The sequence below is a fragment of the Micromonospora sp. NPDC005553 genome (genome assembly GCF_042871765.1).
Classification (GTDB): Bacteria; Actinomycetota; Actinomycetes; order Mycobacteriales; family Micromonosporaceae; genus Micromonospora.
The window spans coordinates 13,661-31,178 of sequence record NZ_JBIAJD010000007.1 but is presented as its reverse complement, the minus strand read 5'-3'; the positions used below and the strand labels follow the sequence as shown (position 1 = coordinate 31,178).

At 72.1% G+C, this 17,518-nt stretch carries 18 protein-coding genes; 10 read left to right on the top strand and 8 right to left on the bottom strand.

The window, feature by feature from the left end:
• Positions 1-52 precede the first annotated feature (52 nt).
• Entirely contained in the window at positions 53-1,657 is a 1,605-nt protein-coding gene (locus tag ACFYPG_RS26865) for an ABC-F family ATP-binding cassette domain-containing protein (RefSeq protein WP_387354265.1), read from the top strand.
• 19 nt (positions 1,658-1,676) lie between these two features.
• Here the strand turns inward: ACFYPG_RS26865 and ACFYPG_RS26860 are convergent, their stop codons facing one another.
• Positions 1,677-2,276, bottom strand: a complete 600-nt coding sequence (locus tag ACFYPG_RS26860; RefSeq protein ID WP_387354264.1) for a cadmium resistance transporter — start codon at positions 2,274-2,276, stop codon at positions 1,677-1,679.
• Positions 2,277-2,492: 216 nt separating this feature from the next.
• On the opposite strand from ACFYPG_RS26860, the gene ACFYPG_RS26855 reads away from it, so the two are divergent.
• The 3 genes from ACFYPG_RS26855 to ACFYPG_RS26845 all read left to right on the top strand — a co-directional run bounded on the left by ACFYPG_RS26855 (position 2,493) and on the right by ACFYPG_RS26845 (position 5,625).
• Entirely contained in the window at positions 2,493-2,720 is a 228-nt protein-coding gene (locus ACFYPG_RS26855; protein WP_007462679.1) for a helix-turn-helix domain-containing protein, read from the top strand.
• Positions 2,721-2,766: 46 nt separating this feature from the next.
• Entirely contained in the window at positions 2,767-3,534 is a 768-nt protein-coding gene (locus ACFYPG_RS26850; RefSeq protein ID WP_196924402.1) for an enoyl-CoA hydratase/isomerase family protein, read from the top strand.
• A gap of 114 nt (positions 3,535-3,648) precedes the next feature.
• Complete coding sequence (locus ACFYPG_RS26845) at positions 3,649-5,625, top strand: ABC transporter ATP-binding protein (protein ID WP_387354410.1); 1,977 nt, start codon at positions 3,649-3,651, stop codon at positions 5,623-5,625.
• Positions 5,626-5,634: 9 nt separating this feature from the next.
• Here the strand turns inward: ACFYPG_RS26845 and mug are convergent, their stop codons facing one another.
• The 6 genes from mug to ACFYPG_RS26815 form a co-directional block, all read right to left on the bottom strand.
• Positions 5,635-6,210 (bottom strand): G/U mismatch-specific DNA glycosylase, encoded by a 576-nt coding sequence (gene mug, locus ACFYPG_RS26840; RefSeq protein ID WP_355009985.1) that lies wholly within the window; start codon positions 6,208-6,210, stop codon positions 5,635-5,637.
• Positions 6,211-6,353: 143 nt separating this feature from the next.
• Positions 6,354-7,115, bottom strand: a complete 762-nt coding sequence (locus ACFYPG_RS26835; RefSeq protein ID WP_355009965.1) for an SDR family oxidoreductase — start codon at positions 7,113-7,115, stop codon at positions 6,354-6,356.
• A complete protein-coding gene (locus tag ACFYPG_RS26830) occupies positions 7,100-7,645 on the bottom strand; it encodes a hypothetical protein (RefSeq protein ID WP_387354263.1) in 546 nt (181 codons plus the stop codon). The genes ACFYPG_RS26835 and ACFYPG_RS26830 overlap by 16 nt, the downstream gene beginning before the upstream one ends.
• Entirely contained in the window at positions 7,642-8,460 is an 819-nt protein-coding gene (locus ACFYPG_RS26825) for a DUF692 domain-containing protein (RefSeq protein ID WP_355009967.1), read from the bottom strand. Before ACFYPG_RS26825 ends, ACFYPG_RS26830 begins: the two co-directional genes overlap by 4 nt.
• Entirely contained in the window at positions 8,457-9,383 is a 927-nt protein-coding gene (locus ACFYPG_RS26820) for a TIGR04222 domain-containing membrane protein (RefSeq protein ID WP_387354262.1), read from the bottom strand. The genes ACFYPG_RS26825 and ACFYPG_RS26820 overlap by 4 nt, the downstream gene beginning before the upstream one ends.
• An 81-nt stretch (positions 9,384-9,464) precedes the next feature.
• The gene (locus tag ACFYPG_RS26815) at positions 9,465-10,037 is read right to left on the bottom strand and encodes a helix-turn-helix domain-containing protein (protein WP_355009969.1); all 573 of its coding nucleotides are present in this window, start codon (positions 10,035-10,037) and stop codon (positions 9,465-9,467) included.
• Between the two features lie 77 nt (positions 10,038-10,114).
• Here ACFYPG_RS26815 and ACFYPG_RS26810 point away from each other — a divergent pair, with 77 nt between their 5' ends.
• From ACFYPG_RS26810 to ACFYPG_RS26800, 3 genes are all read left to right on the top strand, one after another.
• Positions 10,115-10,975 carry a carbon-nitrogen hydrolase family protein gene (locus tag ACFYPG_RS26810; protein WP_387354261.1) on the top strand — a complete coding sequence of 287 codons (861 nt, stop codon included), beginning with the start codon at positions 10,115-10,117 and terminating at the stop codon, positions 10,973-10,975.
• Positions 10,976-11,040: 65 nt separating this feature from the next.
• A complete protein-coding gene (locus tag ACFYPG_RS26805) occupies positions 11,041-11,685 on the top strand; it encodes an HAD family hydrolase (RefSeq protein WP_387354260.1) in 645 nt (214 codons plus the stop codon).
• Positions 11,686-11,898: 213 nt separating this feature from the next.
• On the top strand, positions 11,899-12,831 hold the full coding sequence (locus ACFYPG_RS26800) for an RIO1 family regulatory kinase/ATPase (protein ID WP_355009971.1): 933 nt from the start codon (positions 11,899-11,901) through the stop codon (positions 12,829-12,831).
• 44 nt (positions 12,832-12,875) lie between these two features.
• On the opposite strand, the gene ACFYPG_RS26795 is transcribed toward ACFYPG_RS26800, so the two are convergent.
• A complete protein-coding gene (locus ACFYPG_RS26795; protein WP_091403743.1) occupies positions 12,876-13,124 on the bottom strand; it encodes a DUF2630 family protein in 249 nt (82 codons plus the stop codon).
• A 444-nt stretch (positions 13,125-13,568) separates the two neighbouring features.
• On the opposite strand from ACFYPG_RS26795, the gene ACFYPG_RS26790 reads away from it, so the two are divergent.
• From ACFYPG_RS26790 to ACFYPG_RS26780, 3 genes are read left to right on the top strand one after another with little or no spacing between them, the layout of a single operon-like run.
• A complete protein-coding gene (locus ACFYPG_RS26790) occupies positions 13,569-14,906 on the top strand; it encodes a cytochrome P450 (RefSeq protein ID WP_355009986.1) in 1,338 nt (445 codons plus the stop codon).
• Positions 14,903-15,820: a terpene synthase family protein gene (locus tag ACFYPG_RS26785; protein ID WP_355009972.1), complete on the top strand. Its 918-nt coding sequence runs from the start codon at positions 14,903-14,905 to the stop codon at positions 15,818-15,820. The genes ACFYPG_RS26790 and ACFYPG_RS26785 overlap by 4 nt, the downstream gene beginning before the upstream one ends.
• Positions 15,813-17,429, top strand: coding sequence for a prenyltransferase/squalene oxidase repeat-containing protein (locus ACFYPG_RS26780; RefSeq protein ID WP_387354259.1), 1,617 nt, complete (start codon positions 15,813-15,815; stop codon positions 17,427-17,429). Before ACFYPG_RS26785 ends, ACFYPG_RS26780 begins: the two co-directional genes overlap by 8 nt.
• Positions 17,430-17,518: the final 89 nt, after the last annotated feature.

Below are 17,518 nucleotides of genomic sequence, written 5' to 3'. Positions count from 1 at the left end.
GTTTCGCGTGCCCCGAGTCAGCCTTCCGAACCCCGAGAGCGAGCCCGCAAACATGATCACTGTCACCGGCCTGGAACTGCGTGCCGGTTCCCGGATCCTGCTGTCCGACACCACCCTGCGCGTGCAGCCCGGTGACCGGATCGGCCTGGTCGGTCGCAACGGCGCCGGCAAGACCACCACGCTGAAGGTGCTCGCCGGCGAGGGGCAGCCGTACGGCGGCCAGATCGACCAGCGCAGCGCCATCGGTTACCTGCCGCAGGACCCGCGCACGGGTGACCTGGAGGTCACCGGCCGCGACCGGGTGCTCTCCGCGCGCGGCCTGGACGTGCTGATGTCCCAGATGCAGGAGATCGAGGCCCGCCTCGCCGAGGACGCCACCGACAAGCTGGTCCGTCGGTACGGCGCGCTGGAGGACCAGTTCGCCGCCCTCGGCGGGTACGCGGCCGAGGCCGAGGCCGCGCGGATCTGCGCCAACCTCGGTCTACCGGACCGGGCGCTCGCGCAGACCATCGGCACCCTCTCCGGTGGTCAGCGGCGCCGCATTGAGCTGGCCCGGATCCTGTTCCGTGACGCGGGCGAGAACGGCGGCGGCATCCTGCTGCTCGACGAGCCCACCAACCACCTCGACGCCGACTCGATCACCTGGTTGCGGGGCTTCCTCGCCAACCACAAGGGCGGCCTGATCGTGATCTCCCACGACGGCGCGCTGCTGGAGTCGGTGGTCAACAAGGTCTGGTTCCTCGACGCCACCCGGTCGGTCATCGACGTCTACAACCTGGGCTGGAAGGCGTACCTGGAGGCGCGCGAGACCGACGAGCGACGCCGCCGCCGGGAACGGGCCAACGCGGAGAAGAAGGCCGGCGCGCTGATGGCGCAGGCCGACAAGATGCGGGCCAAGGCCACCAAGACCGTGGCCGCGCAGAACATGGCCCGCCGTGCCGAGAAGCTCATCTCCGGCCTGGAGGAGGTGCGGGTCGCCGACCGGGTGGCCAAGGTGCGCTTTCCCAGTCCCGCTCCGTGCGGCAAGACCCCGCTCACTGCGACCGGCCTCTCCAAGTCGTACGGCTCGCTGGAGATCTTCACCGACGTCAACGTGGCGGTGGACCGGGGCTCCCGGGTGGCCATCCTCGGGCTCAACGGTGCCGGTAAGACGACCCTGCTGCGGATGCTCGGTGGGCTGCTCAACCCGGACACCGGTGAGGTGCACGCGGGGCACGGCCTGCGGCTGGGCTACTACGCCCAGGAGCACGAGACGCTGGACGTGGAGCGGACGGTTCTGGAGAACATGCGCGCCGCCGCGGTCGAGCAGTCCGACACCGACCTGCGCAAGATCCTCGGCGCGTTCCTGTTCTCCGGCGACGACGTGAACAAGCCGGCCGGGGTGCTCTCCGGCGGCGAGAAGACCCGGCTGGCGCTGTCCACCCTGGTCTGTTCCGGCGCCAACGTGCTGTTGCTCGACGAGCCGACGAACAACCTCGACCCGGTCAGCCGGGAGCAGGTCCTCGACGCCATCGCCAACTACCCGGGCGCGATCGTCCTGGTCACCCACGACCCGGGTGCGGTGCTGGCGCTCAAGCCGGACCGGGCCATCCTGCTGCCCGACGGCGACGAGGACGCCTGGAGCGACGACCTGCTCGAACTTGTCGAGCTGGCCTGACCAAGCTTCTGGCCGGGCCTCAACCGAGCAGGTCCACCAGCCGGCCGACCACGCCGGAGCTGACCAGGATCACCACGCCGATGCCGATGAAGATCGTCGGCACCAGCCAGTGGCCGGCGCGTTCGACCAGCCGGACCACCCGTGGGTGCCCTCCCAGCCACGCGCCGACAGCACACCACAGCGCGATGAGCAGCACGAAGACCAGCAGGAACACCGCGCTGTCGGCTGCGCCGAGGGCGCGGAAGACGGGTACGTAGACGGCCACGTTGTCGGCGCCGTTCGCGATCGTCACGCCGGCCACGCCGAGCGCTCCAGTGACGACAGTGGGGGTCTCGTCCTCGTCGGAGTGACGCAGCGCGCGTACGCCCAGCGCGATCGGCAAGAGGCCGAGAAGCCCCGTCCACGGGTCCGGCACCACGAGCAGCCCGGCGGCCACCACCGCGCTCGCCAGCGCGAGCGCACCGATACCGACGTATTGGCCGGCGACAATCTGCCACGGGCGGGGCCGACCGGTGGTGCGGGCCGCGACGAAGAACAGGGTCAGGATGACGATGTCGTCGATGTCGGTCGCGGCGAAGACCACTGCCGCTCCGGCCGCCGTGCTGAGCAGGTCGATCACGACGGCAGGTTACGGCTCGTCGGCAGCAACCAGCGCCGGCGGGTGGTACGCCCGGACGCCGCGGCGGGCCGCATCGCCAGGATCACTCTATCGGGAAGCTGACATTGCATAGCGTGTCGGTTGGCGAAGAGTTGATATCTGGCGCATGATCGTTCGAGGCGGTCTAATAGGTGGGACCGTATCCGAACCGCACAGTCTGGGACGTGAGGACACAGCATGGCAGCCACTGGCACAGCCACCAGCACTGAGAAGGGTCGCCGGATCGTCGGAGCCGAGCGTCAGACGCTCGCCAAGGACCTGGTAAAGCGGTACACCTCGGGGGAGAGCATCCGCGCGTTGGCGGCCTCGACCGGCCGTTCCTACGGGTTCATCCATCGAGTGCTCACCGAGTCCGGCGTGCAGCTGCGTCAGCGCGGTGGCGCCCGACGCCGCAAGAAGGCGTGACCCGCCCCTCAGCGTCGTCCAACAGCGCCGCGCCCCGGGAAGTCCGGTGACCGCCGAGGCGACCGGGGTTCGGCTGACTTGCGACGGGCCGGTCGCCACGGTGACGTTGTGCCGGCCCGACGTGCTCAATGCCCAGACGCCCGCGATGTGGCGAGCGATGAGCGACTTTTCCCGCGACCTGCCCGGCGACGTGCGGGTGGTGGTGGTCCGCGGTGAGGGCCGCGCGTTCTCGGCCGGCCTCGATCTCGCGGTGGCGGGCGCCTCCGGTCCGGGGTCGTTCGCTGAGCTGGCCACGCTGCCCGAGCAGGAGTGCGCCGAGCGCATCGCGGAGTTCCAGGCCGGTTTCACCTGGCTGCACCGGCCGGATGTCGTCTCTGTCGCGGCCGTGCAGGGCCACGCGATCGGTGCTGGCTTTCAGCTCGCGCTCGCCTGCGACCTGCGAGTGCTGTCCGCGGACGCGAAGCTGTCGATGGCCGAGGTGACCCTCGGCCTGGTGCCGGATCTGGCCGGGACGAAACGCCTCGTCGAGCTTGTCGGCTATTCGCGGGCGTTGGAGATCTGTGCGACAGGCCGCCGGTTGGACGCCGCCGAGGCGGACCGGATCGGGCTGGCCACCCTGGTCGTACCCCCGGCCGAGTTGGACGGCGCGGTGCGGGATTTGACCGCCGGCCTGCTCTCCGGGGCCCGCGACGCGGTGGTCGAGATCAAGGCGCTGCTCGCCGGGGCCGCCGGGCGGTCGCACGCCGACCAGCAGCGCGCCGAGCGGGAGGCACAGACCCGTCGGCTGCGTGACCTCGCCGGCACTGGAGAATAGGTAAGGACCGCACGGGAAGATCCGGGTTACGACCGAGGTTGTCACACTCGTCGGGAGAATTGACCTGACGGTGCGGTCTGCCCGGCAACCCGGAGGTGAACGATGTCCAACCCGATGTCCGGCGGTGGCATGGCCGGGTGGAGCATGCTCCGGTCGATGCGTAACCGCGACGAGGTCTCCTCCCACCGGCTCAAGCGCGGGGTGGCCCGCCGCATCGTCGATTTCGCCCACCCCTACCGGCGCGACATCATCGTCTTCCTGGCCACCGTGGTGTTGGCCGCCATCATTGGCGTGGCCACTCCGGTGCTCGCCGGCGACGTGATCAACGCGATCAACGAGGGCGGCACCGAGGCCGGGCGGCTCGTGGTGCGGCTGGCCCTGTTCATCGCCGCGCTTGCGGTCGCCGACGCGCTGCTGTCGCTGGCCCAGCGGTGGTATTCCGCCCGCATCGGCGAGGGCATCATCTTCAACCTGCGCACCCGGGTCTACGACCACGTGCAGCGGATGCCGTTGCAGTTCTTCACCCGCACCCAGACCGGCGCCCTGGTCAGCAGGCTCAACAACGACGTGCTCGGCGCCCAGCGGGCGTTCACCTCCACCCTGTCCGGTGTGGTCAGCAACGTCATCCAGTTGGTCCTCACCGCGGCGGTGATGTTCACCCTCTCCTGGCAGATCACCGCGCTGTCACTGGTGCTGCTGCCGATCTTCATCATTCCGGCCCGTCGGGTCGGCAAGCGACTGGCCGAGATCACCCGCGAGGCGTACAACCTCGACGCCAAGATGAACGCGACGATGACCGAGCGGTTCGGGGTGGCCGGCGCGCTGCTGGTGAAGCTCTTCGGCCAGCCCGAGATCGAGGCCCGCCGGTTCGGCGACCGGGCCGAGCGGGTCCGCGACATCGGCATCCAGTCCGCCATGTATTCCCGCACCTTCTTCGTGGCGATGCTGCTGGTCGCCTCGCTGGCGCAGGCGCTGACCTACGGTCTCGGCGGCTGGCTCGCGGTGACCGGCGGCGTCAGCGCCGGCACCGTGGTGACGCTCGCGCTGCTGCTCACCCGCCTGTACGGACCGCTCACCGCGCTCTCCAACGTCCGGGTGGACGTGATGAGCGCGCTGGTCTCCTTCGACCGGGTCTTCGAGGTGCTCGACCTCGAGCCGGGCATCGTGGAGAAGCCCGACGCGGTGCCGGTGCCCCTGGGCGCCGGCCGGGTCGACTTCCGCGACGTGCGTTTCCGCTACCCGAGCGCCGCCGAGGTCTCCCTCGCCTCCCTGGAGGAGGTCGCCACCCTCGACCGGACCGTCAACGAACCGGTGCTCAAGGGGGTCTCGTTCAGCGTCGAGCCGGGGCAGATGGTCGCGCTGGTCGGCCCGTCCGGGGCGGGCAAGTCGACACTGTCGATGCTCATCTCCCGGATCTACGACGTCAGCGACGGGCAGGTGCTCGTCGGCGGCGTGGACGTGCGTGACGCGACGCTCGCCTCGCTGCGCGACGAGATCGGTGTGGTCACTCAGGATTCGCACCTGTTCCACGAGACGATCGCCGAGAATCTGCGCTACGCCAAGCCGGACGCCACCGACGACGAGATCTGGGCCGCCCTGGCCGGGGCGCAGGTGGCCGATCTGGTTCGGGCGCTGCCCGACGGTCTGGACACCACGGTGGGGGAGCGCGGCTACCGGTTCTCCGGCGGCGAGAAGCAGCGCATCGCGATAGCGCGGCTGCTGCTCAAGGCGCCGTCGATCGTGATCCTCGACGAGGCGACCGCTCACCTTGACTCGGAGAGCGAGGCGGCGGTGCAGCGGGCGCTGTCGGTGGCTTTGGCCGGGCGGACCGCGCTGGTGATCGCGCACCGGCTCTCCACGGTGCGCGACGCAGACCAGATCCTCGTCCTGGACGGCGGACGGGTCGTCGAGCGGGGACGGCACGACGAGTTGGTGGCCGTTGGTGGGCTCTACGCCGAGCTGTATCGCACCCAGTTCGCGGTCGCCGACTCGCCCACCCCGTTCGTCGACGCGACCGGTGCCGAGCCGGTGGTCATGCCGCTGGGCACCTACCGCGCCGACGAGGTGCTGCCACCGGCCGCCGCCAACTGACGTCGTCGATCAAAGGGCTGGTAGCTCGGTCGCTGCCCGCAACTCGGCGAACGCCAGGCCCAGGGTGACCGGGGTGAAGTGCGCGTTCAGGCCGCTGGGGTTGGGTAGCACCCACAGCCGCGCGTCGGCCAGTGTCTCCGGTTGCGGCCCGAAGGCGGCCTTGGGCCGCTGGAAACCGATCCGGTACGCGGTCACCCCCACCACTGCAACCCAGCGCGGCCGGTACCGGGCCACCTTGTCGGTCAGGATCGCCGCGCCGTCGAGGAGTTCCTCGGTGCTCAGCTCGTCCGCGCGGGCACTGGCCCGGGCGGCCATGTTGGTGATGCCGAGCCCGAGCGCTGGCAGTTCGTCCTGTTCGCTGGGGTGCAGCAGCCGGGGCGTGAACCCGCCCCGGTGCAGCGCCGGCCAGAACCGGTTGCCGGGGCGGGCGAAGTGCCAGCCCGTCGCCGCCGACCACAGGCCCGGGTTGATGCCGACGAAGAGCACCGCCAGGCCGGGAGCGAGGACGTCGGGAATCGTCCGGTCCGCGGCTGCCGCGAGGTCCGCGCGGGTGGGCCGGGTCGGGCCGGAACGCCGCGCCTCGATCGACTCGGGTTCCTGGACGTCGGCATGTCCTGGTCGCGTCGACAGCCCGGCCTCCGTGATGTCGAGTCGATCGACGGCCGGGTGGTCGTGTGGGGCAGGCTCTGGCGGCGTCACCGTGCGGGCGGGTCGGGCCCGCTCGGCTGTCACAGCCCGCGCAGCGCGCCGCCGTCGACCGGCACTGTGATTCCGGTGAGGTAGCTCGCGGCGGGGGAGAGCACGAACGCGGCCACCCGGCCGAACTCGGCGGGGTCGCCGACGCGGCGCAGCGGGATGCCGGCCTCCGCCTCGGCGCGGGCCCGCTCCGGGTCACCGGTCGCTCCGAACAGTTCCCGGTTGCGGTCGGTCATGATCCGGCCGGGCAACAGCCCGACCACCCGGACCCCACGCGGACCGTAGTCGTCGGCGATGTCCTTGGCGGCCCCGACCAGGCCGGGCCGCAGACCGTTGGAGATGCCGAGACCGGGCACCGGGCCACGCGCCGAGGTGGAGAGCACCAACCCGATCGCGCCGCCCTCGGGCAGGGCGTTGGCGACAGTGCGTACGGCGCGGATGGTGCCCAGGAAGACGGTCTCGAAGGACAGCCGCCACTGCTCGTCGGTGACCGCTGCGGCGTTGCCCGGCGGTGGTCCACCGACCGATATCAGCGCGCCGTCGAGCCGGCCGAAGTGTTCCTGAGCGGCGGCGACGAGCTGCCCCGGGGTCTCCGGGTGGGTCAGGTCCGCGGTCAGCCCGATGGCGTGCTCCGGGCCGCCAAGCTGCTGCGCGGCGGCGGCCACCGCGTCCGGGTCGCGGGCCGAGAGCACCACCCGCGCACCGTCGGCGACCAGGCTCTGTGCGGTCGCGTAACCCAGACCGCGGGAGGCGCCGGTGAGGACGTACACGCGGTCGGTCAGTCCGAGATCCATAACTCCGATCCTGCCGCATCCGGTAACCCGTTGCCAGCACGGGTGGGCAGCCGTGGGGCGGGGCGCAGCAGGCGTACCCGGCCGGCGATCTGCAGCGCGACGGCGCCGCCGGCGCGGCCCACCGCTGGCGCCCGGCGTGGGCGCGGCGCTCGAAGCCCGTCGTAGCGCAGGCGTGCCTCCCGGACGGCCAACTCCTCGGCGGCGGCCGGGGGGAGCGCCTGCTGGGCGCGCAGCGCCCGGGCCAGGTCCCAACCGTCGCGGAGCGATCCGGCGGTGGGTCGCCGGGCGGCCCACTCGGCGAAGGTGGCCGACCAGCGGGCACCGAGACCTGCGGCGAGCAGTGGCCAGTGCCGGGCCACCTCGCCGGCCCGTTTGCGCAGCAGGGCCGCGCGGGTGGCGGCCAGCGGGCCCGGCGCGAACCCCGCCGGTGGCTCACCCCCGGCGACCAGCGCCGCGACAAGTTCGGCCTGCCGTTCGGCCAGCCCGGCGCGGGGCGTCGGCGCGCTGCCGCCCTCTGGTGTGCCCGTCATGTCACGGCCGGAAAGCCTGCGGCGGCGGCCAGAGCGTCCAGTTCGGCGCGGAGTTCGACGGCCGGCGGGTAGTGGCCGTCGCGCTCCAGCAGCAGGGCCGGCGGTCGCCGTCGGGCGCAGAGCGCGCCGAGAAGCTCCAGCACCGCTGTCGGCACCGGGTCGGTGTGGGTGTCGTGGTAGAAACCGCCGTGTTCCGCGCCGCCAGCCACGTGGGCGTACGCGACCCGTTCCAGCGGCAGGCGGTCCAGCAACGCCAGCGGGTCGGCACCCCGGTTGCGGGCGTTGGCGTGCACGTTTGCCACGTCCAGCAGCAGCAGTGCTCCGGTCCGGTCGAGGATCTCGGTGAGGAAGTCCGCCTCGGTCAGCTCGTCGTCGGGCCAGTCGACAAGCGCGGCGATCGGTTCCAGCGCGATCGGCACCGGAAGCTCGGCCTGTGCCCGGGCCACGTTGGCGCAGACCACGTCGACGGCTTCCCGGCTGCGCGGCAGCGGCAGCAGGTGACCGGCCTCCAGGCCGCCGGCCCGGACGAACGCGATGTGCTCGCTGACCAGCGGGGCGTCCAGGCGTTGCGCCACCGCGGCCAGGTGCGCGACCCGGGCCGGGTCGACCGGCTCGGCGCCGCCGAGAGAGAGCCGCACCCCATGGGGTACGACGGTCACCGCGCGGTCCCGCAGCTGGGTCAGGCCGGGCGGGAGCGGCCCGGAGGCGGGCACCCCCTCGGCCACCACCTCCACGAAGCGTAGGCCGGGCAGCTCGGCCACGAAACCGGCGATCTCCGGCCGCCAGCCGATGCCGACGCCGGACGGGCCGGTCATCCGCCGCACCCCCCGCCGCCGCACCCGCCTCCGCCGCCGCCGCAGGAGCTGCCGCCGTCCGAGCCGGAGCTGTCACCACCGCCCGAGGATCCGTCGGACCCTCCGGACCAGCCGCTGCCGGCGGCGGCCTGGCGCTGGATCTCGGCCTGCTCGGCGAAGCCAGGGTCGAGCGCCCAGAGCGAGGCGGTGCCGTACAGGGCCACGCCCATCGCCGCGCCGGCCGCTCCGTAGGTGGCGTAGGCCGGCGCGGAGGCGGGGGCGAGGTGGGTGTGCTGGCGGCGGACGGAACGCAGGGCGGCCCGACCGGCCCGGGTGAGCATCGGGACCCGACGCAGCACCAGCGTGACGATCAGGAGAGCGGCCAGGGTCATCAGCAGGTAGCCGACCGGGCGGCCGCTGAACAGGCCGGAGACAAACCGGAGCACACCGAGACCCAGCAGGGCGATCAGGAGCGTGGCCCAGAAGCGGGCCCGCGCGCGCTGCGCGTCGTTGGTCAGCAGCCCGCGCTCCTCCAGGCCGTTGCGGATCTGGTGCAGCGCGACGCGTACGCGCTCGTCCTGGGGCAGGTCCCGGACCCGCGAGTGCTGGTGGGCTGCCCAGTGGATGGCCTGGTCCAGTGGGGTGAGCCCGGTCGGTGCGGCACCGACGGTGGTCAGTCGGCGGTCCGGTCGTACGGCGACCGCGCCGCTGCCGCGCAGCCCGCCGAGCGCCGAGTGCACCGCGAGTTGGGGGCCACCGTTGAGGTACGCGACCTGCTGGGGTCCGAGGGGATCGGCGGTCATGGCACCGCTCGACCCGACCGCCAGACGGAAGCGCTGGTACGCCACGATCGCCACCAGCAGGATGGCCGCGGCGATGTAGTAGCGGAGGAAGGTCGGGCCGGAGATGCCCCAGGTGTCGCCGGACGCGGCGTGGACGGTCATCGACTGCTCCTGTCACCGGAGGGATCGGCGGCCCCATTGTGGAGCAGCCTCGCCACGGTCGACAGACCGGTGTGCGCGCGGTCAGTGCCGGCGGACCGCCTCCTCGACGAGGTCGAGCACCGGGCCCAGGTCGCCGGCCGGTCGGCCCATGGCCAGGTGCAGCACCAGGCCGTCGTAGGCCAGCTCCAGGAACTGGGCCAGCACGTCGATCGGGACGTCCTCGCGCAGCACCCCGGCGTCGCGCTGGCGGGCCAGCCGGTCCCGGGTCGCCTCGGCGATCGCGGCGGACCGCTCCGCCCAGCGCTTGGCGAACGCCGGGTCGGTGCGCAGCCGACGGGAGACCTCCAGCTGGCTGCCCAGCCAGCCGGTGGTGTCCGGCGAGACGGCGCGAGCGAGGAGGTCGCGCATCACCTGCACCAGACCGTTGCGGGCCACCGTCTCGACCATGACCGCGGCGTCGTCCTCGGCGACGGCCAGGAAGAGCGAGTCCTTGTCGCGGAAATGGTGGAAGATCGCGCCACGGGACAGGCCGGTGGCCTCCTCGAGGCGGCGTACTGTCGCCCCCTCGTAGCCGAGCCGGGCGAAACACGCCCGGGCCGCGGCGAGGATCTCCTGCCGGCGAGCGTCGAGCTGGTCCTGGCTTACTCTGGGCACACGTCGATCGTCGCAGGTCACCCCGGGGCACGCAAACCGTACGTACGGCTTGGGATGTTGCCGACTACCATCGCCCGGTGACCCAGCCCCACACCCTGCCCAACTCCCCGCTGACGGTGGCCACCATCCAGGCCACCCCCACACCGGGCGACGTCGCCGGCAACACGGTCATCGCCGCCGACCTGGTCCGTGAAGCCGGTAGGCGGGGCGCCCGGGTGGCCGTCCTACCGGAGCTGTTCCTCTGCGCGTACCACCCGCCGGTTCTCGCTGCCGACCCGGCCGGCACGGACGTCGCGGCCGACCCGGCCGGGATGGTCGCGGATCCCCGGCTCGACCCGCTGCGCGTCGCGGCGCGCGAGGCCGGCGTCACCGCGGTGGTCGGCGCGGCCGTCCGGCACCCCGACGGCCGGCGGACCATCGCGGCGCTGGTGGTCGACCGGACCGGCGAGGTGCGGGTCGGGTACGACAAGCAGCAGTTGTGGGGCGACGAGCGGGAGCTGTTCAGCCCCGGCGACCGGGGTGCCACGCTGCTCGTCGACGACTGGCGGCTCGGGCTCGGCATCTGCTACGACGGCTGTTTCCCCGAGCACGGCCGGGCCGCCGCCCTCGACGGCGCGCACGCCTACCTGTGCCCCAGCGGATACCTGGCCGGCTCCGAGCACCGCCGGGATCTCTACTACGCCGCACGTGCCCTGGACAACACGATGTTCGTGGTCTTCGCCAACGCGGTCGGAGGTGCCGATCCGTGGCGGTTCAACGGCGGTGCGGCCATCTACGACCCCGAGGGGCGGGTGCTGGCTGGCGGAGCGGACGACGGCACGGCGGTGCTCGTGGCGACGCTGGACCCCGCAGTGCTCGCGGCTACCCGGACGGCCCACTCGATGCTTCTCGATCGGCTGCCGGACCAGGGCGGCGCCCGGCTGTCGATGCCTGGCTGAGCCCTTCGTCAGCTCGATACCCGCCGCATCTGTTAACGGACACGTCGGTCCCGTAGGGTGCCCGAGTGCCACTGCTCCTGCTGGACCTGGACAACACCCTGCTGGATCGGGCCGGGCCGTTCCGCCGCTGGGGTGAGCGCTTCCTGGACAGCATCGGCGCGCCCCACACCGACATCGACTGGCTGATCTCGATCGACGCCGACGGTCTGACCGACCGCTGGGACCTCGCCGACGCCATCCGGGACCGCTACGAGCTGCGGATTCCCTCGATCGACCTGGTCGAGGAGCTGCACGACGGGGTGGTGGCGCAGACCCGGCTCGACCCGCTGACCGCCTGCGCGCTGCGGATCGCCGACGACGCCGGCTGGGTGCCGGTGGTGGTCTGCAACGGCACCGTACGCGTCGAGGACGCCAAGATTCGCCAGACCGGGCTGGACCAGTACGTCGCGGACTGGGTGATCTCCGAGGAGGCCGGCGTCAGCAAGCCCAACCCGAGAATCTTCGCGCTCGCCGCCCAGCGGGTCAGGATGCCGCTGCGGGGGGCGTGGGTGATCGGAGACAGCCCGGAGGCGGACATCGGCGGGGCCGCCGCCGTCGGGCTGCCCAGCGTCTGGCTGCACCGGGGGCGCACCTGGTCGGACGTCCGGTTCGCGCCCAGCCGCACCGCGGACGGGTTGATCGCCGCGGTCGCCACCGTCCTGGCCCGCTGAGGGTTCCGCGCTGCCGGCCGGGCGTCCGAGCGGTCGTTCGGGTGGCGGCTCGGTAATTCGGTTGACCGGCCGACGTGGTCGTACGAGCATTGTCCGCGCATGGTGCATCCCGGGCGTGTGCCCGGTCGAGGAGAGGAGGCGGGTCATGGCCGTCTTTGCAGGTCGCTTCTTCCAGCTGCCTATCTCAGCCTCGACCAAGGGAACCTCACCACAGTGCGCGATCATGACCTTCCGGCGCTTGAGCGCCGGAGCCGCGGCAAGAGCCGCTTCGACGACGACGAACAGCAGTTTCTGAAGCGTGGGCGGCCCACCGAGCCGCTCGCAGACCCGGACAGCGAACCTGACCCGGACACCGGCGAGCGCTGGTCGTCCTGGGACGACGCCGTGCACGGGCCACAGCCGCACCCCGCCTGGCTGGTCACCGAGTTGGCCGCCAAGGACACCGAGCTGGGTGTGTTGAAGACCGGCAAGGAGGCGGACGTCCACCTGGTCCGTCGGGCCGTGCCGGACACCGACCGGTCCTGTCTGCTAGCGGTGAAACGCTACCGCGATCCCGAGCACCGGTTGTTCCACCGCGATGCCGGCTACCTGGAGGGCCGTCGGGTGCGCCGGTCCCGGGAGAACCGGGCGATGGCCAGCCGGACGGCGTTCGGCCGGCAGATGATCGCCGGGCAGTGGGCGGCAGCCGAGTTCGCCGCGCTGAGCCGGCTCTGGGAGATCGGCGCCGGGCACGACCGGATCGCCGTGCCGTACCCGGTGCAGTTGCGGGGCACCGAGCTGATGCTGGAGTTCGTCGGTGACGCCGAGTCGGGGGAGGCGGCACCCCGACTGGCCCAGTTGCGACCTGGCCCGACCGAGCTGCGTGACCTGTGGGCCCAACTGGTGGAGGCGCTGCGGGTGCTGGCGCGGGCCGGCTACGCGCATGGCGACCTGTCGCCGTACAACCTGCTCGTGCACCAGGGTCGACTGGTCGTGATCGACCTGCCGCAGGTGGTCGACGTGGTGGCGAACCCACAGGGGCCGGAGTTCCTGGCCCGCGATGTGCGGGTGGTCGGCGCCTGGTTCGCGGCCCGGGGTCTCTCCGCCGAGCTGGTGGACCCGGGCATGTTGACCGGAGAGCTGCTGCACGAGGCGGGCCTGCGCTGATCGGAGCGGGTCGGGCGGTCGCGCCGCCCGACCTGCCGCGTCGACTATTGCAGGTAGCGCTCCACCTCGGGCTTGGGGCGTTCGCCCTGGGCGTCCGGGTCGCCGTGGGTCTCCCGGGCGGCCCGTCGGCGGCGTAGCAGGTCCCAGCACTGGTCGAGGGACTCCTCCAGGGCGCGCAGCCGCTCGCTGGCCTCGCCCTCGGTGCCCGACTCGTGGGCCTGGGCGTCGGCACGCAGCTTGTGTTCCTCGTCGACCAGCTCGGAGATCCGGTTCAGGATGGTCTTGTCGTCCATGCCACAGAGCCTGGCACAGGGTGCCGGGCGTCGCCCGGATTCGGGGGTACCGGTGCGTCCCGGATCACCGACCCGCATCGGCCCGCCCTCCGTCGCCCTGGCGGAGAGGTGGCAGCCCGGCCGGCCGGATGCGGCCGCCTCCGCCCGCCGTGGTGGTGGCTTGATCGGCCACCCGGCGGGTGCCACTCCTGAATATCCATTCTGGATTTGCTCGACGTAGAACATCGACGGCTGTGCGTGCGCTTAGATGGAAATTGCGCTGTACGCAAGTCTGGAGGTGCCCCCCATTTGGTGAGATGCTTCCGGCGGCCCATAAGGTGAAAGTTTCATCAACCTGACCGACCGAAGTGGACTCTCGCGGTCGTCGGGACGACGAGGAGACGTGGTTCGATGTCGCAGGTGTCCGAAGCGGGCCCCGTCACCGTCAGCGCCGAGCCCCGGACGATCCCGTTACGACGCGTTCTCCCGGCACTGGCCCGCGATCCGCTGGGTGCACTCGTCGACTTCGCGCAGGACGCCGGCGGTGACGTCGTCCGGCTCAACCTCGGCTCGTTCCGCCCCTATCTGGTCAGCCACCCTGAGCACCTGCAACGCATTCTGCGGGACAACGTTGCCAACTACACCCGCGACGGCGACGGGTTGCTCTGGCGGCCCGTACGTCGAATCGTCGGTGACGCCATCCTGGTCGCCGAGGGTGAGATCTGGGAATCCAGCCGAGGCGCGCTGCAACCGTTGTTCACCGCCAAGCGGGCCGAGATGCTCGTCGACAGGATGGCCGAGGCGATCAACGAGGCGGTCGACGAGTGGCTCGAACCGGCCCGCGCCGGTCGCCCGATCGACGGGGGAGCCGAACTGACCCGGATCGTCCTGCGCACCACAATGCGGGTGCTCTTCGCCGACCGGATCTCGGTGCCCGACGCGCTGCGGATCAGCGCCGCACTGGACACCCTCACTACCGCGATGCTCCCCCGACTGCTGATGCCCGTCGTGCCGTACGCGGTACCGATGCCCGGCGACCGGCGCTTCCGCGAGGCGGTGCGCACCATCGACGAGGTGGTGCTGCCGATCATCCGGGCGGCCCGGTCCCATCCCACCGACGGCGAGGACATCATCTCCACGCTCTGCCGGCCGCGCGCCGACGGCAGCGAACCCGACGAGTACGCCATCCGCGGCGACGTGGTCGCGATGTTCTCCACCGCCACCGAGACCACGATCGCCCTGCTCTCCTGGCTCTGGCCGGTGCTCGGGTCCCGGCCCGACGTGGCCGAGCGGATGACCGACGAGATCGAGCGGGTGGTCGGCGCCGAACGGGTCGGACGCGAGCACCTGCCCCAACTGCGCTACGGCCGGATGGTGCTCGACGAGATGCTGCGGCTCTACCCGGCCGGCTGGATGATCCCGCGCACCGCGGTCGGCGACGACGTGCTGGGCGGGGTGCGGGTCAAGGCCGGCGGCACCGTGCTGGTCAGCCCGTACGTGACCCAGCGGATGTCGACCTTCTGGACCGACCCGACACTCTTCGACCCGGAGCGGTTCGCGCCGGAGCTGCCCCGGCGGCGTTACCGCTACTCCTACTTCCCGTTCGGCGGGGGCCCGCACCAGTGCCTCGGTCAGTACCTGTTCCTGTTGGAGGCCCAGCTCATCGTCAGCACCGTGCTGAGCCGCTACCGTTTTCGACTGCGCGAACCGGTGGACCTCACCCCCCGGATGGGCGCCTCGCTGCAACCCAAGCAACGGGCCGAGCTCATCCTCACCCCGGTCGAGCGCCCGGCCGCGTCGTGACGGAGGCCCCGCGACCGGCGCGGGCCGGTCAGGACGCAGTCGCCGAGCAGGGTCGGGTGTGCGCACTCGCCCTGCGGGGCGTACGCGACCTCCAGACCGTCACCGCCGCCCATCCCGAGCTGTTCGACGCCGCGCCGTTCGACCCGGCACTGCTGAGTTCGGTTGCCACAGCGGTTGCCTTCGTCGCGCCCTGGCACAGCGTCGCCGAACTGCGGATCACCACCCGTACCGTCCTCTGGGTCTTCGCGGCCGACTGGCAGGTCGACTACCTCGCCCGGTCCGTGGACGACGTCCGCGAGGTGGTGAATGCCTGCCTGGCGGTGGTCGACGGCGGGCCGCCACCACCGGGGCGGCACCTGGCCCGACTGCTGGCCGATCTGCGTGACGAGCTGGCGACCGTGCCGGCGTTCGCCCGGCTGCGCCCGATCTGGCGCGACGAGCTGGCCCGGATGCTCGCCGCCATGGCCCGTGAGTGGGACTGGAAGAACCTGCCTACCGACCCGACCACCGGGCGACGCCTGCCGGACCTGGACCGCTACCTGGAGAACGCCGACAACACCGGTAGCTCCTTCGTCAACGTCACCCACTGGATCGCGACCGGAGACGACCGGACACTCGCCCAGTTGGCCGATCTGCTGGACGCCGGACGCGGCGTGCAGCGGGTGCTGCGGCTGGTCAACGACCTCGCCACACAGACACGTGACGCCGAGTGGGGTGACCTGAACGCCCTCTCGCTCGTCGACGACCCGGCGCAGGTGCACGACCGGCTGGCCGAGCTGACCGCCCGCTCCCGGGGTGACCTGGCCGCCCTCGCCGAGCGGTGCCCCCGTCAGGCGGACTACCTCAACCGACAGATCTCCTTCACCGGCGGCTTCTACCAACTGTCGGACTTCTGGGGAGTGCGCGATGAGTGACTGTGGCACCCGTCTCCTCGCCGACGCGGCGACGACCACCGAACCGGTTGCCGCCGCAGCCCGCGAGCTGGTCGCCAGCCTTCGCCTGCGGCCGTGGGGGCAGGTCGCCGCGTCCGTGTACGAGACCGGGCGGCTGGTCGCCGTCGCCCCCTGGCTGACCGGGCACCACCAGCGGATCGCGTTCCTGGTGCGCAGCCAGCGCCCGGACGGGGCGTGGGGCCCTCCCGAGGGGTACGCCCTGGTGCCGACGCTGAGCGCCACCGACGCGCTGCTCGCGGTGTTGTCCGACGGCAGGGCCGGGACCAAGCTGCTCGCCCCGGTGGCCCGTGGGCTCGGCGCGCTCGTCGACACACTGCTCCGCACGGACGCCCGGACCCTGCCGGACACCCCCGCGCTGGACCTCATCGTTCCGGCGCTGGTCGACACGATCAATGGTCGGCTCGCCGGGCTGGAACGAGCCACCGCCGACCGGCTGGCCTGCGCGCCACTGCCGCTTCCGGCCGGGCTGAACCGGGACCGGCTGCGCGCGGTGCGGTCCGCGGTGGCCGCCGGAGCGGCTCTGCCGCCGAAGTTGGCCCACTTCTACGAGATCCTGGAGGCGGCACCCTCCGACGCCGGCCCCACCCTCACCGCGGTCGGCGCTTCACCCGCCGCGACCGCGGCCTGGCTGAGCCTGGCCGGCCCGGCTGCCGGCCCCGCCGCGTACGCCTTCCTGCGGGCGTTGATCCGCGACGGAGGCGGCCCGGTGCCCTGCCCGGCACCGATCACCGTCTTCGAGCGGGCCTGGGTGCTGAGTGGCCTGAGCCGGGCCGGGATCACGATCGACCCGCCGGCTGACGTCCTGGAGAGCCTGACCGCAGCCACCACCGGCCAGGGCATCGCCACCGGCGACGGCCTGCCGACCGACGCGGACACCACAGCGGTGTCACTCGACGCGTTGGCCCGGCTCGGCCGTCCGGCGGACCCGGCCAGCCTGTGGGCGTACGAGACGGCCGACGGCTTCTGCACCTGGCCGGGGGAGGACGGTTTCTCGGTCACCACGAACGCCCACGTGCTGAACGCCTTCGGTCAGTACGTGAGCCGGTACCCGGACGCCGACGGTCGCTACCACCGGGCGGTCGACCGGCTGAGCGCGGTGTTGACCGGGCGTCAACGCGCCGACGGTGCCTGGCAGGACAGGTGGCACGCCTCGCCGTACTACGCCACCGCCTGCTGCGTGCTGGCACTCGCCGAGTTCGGGCGGGGCGCGGCTGCCGCCGAGGCGGTGGATCGGGCGGCCGGTTGGGTGTTGAACAGCCAGCGCGCGGACGGTTCGTGGGGGCGGTGGGGCGGCACCGCCGAGGAGACCGCGTACGCCCTCCAGGTGCTGTTGACGGTGCCGACGGCGGTGCCCCGGGTCGACGACGCGGTGGCGCGCGGGCACGCCTACCTGCACGAATCCGCTGCGCGGGAGCACCCTCCACTGTGGTGCGGCAAGGAGCTGTACTGTCCGACGGTCATCGTTCGCGCCGCGGTGCTCGCCGCCTGCCGGCTGGCCGGCATTCGTGCCTCCGGCGTAGACCGATCGGTGGTGGATTGCGGTTACCAGATAACAAAAACAGCGACTTGAGGGGTTGTGTGGACACTGCTAGCGTACGCAGAGCCTCAGCCCCGGATGCCCCGCTGTGGTGGGACGTCGCCCCCTCTGATCATTCGTTG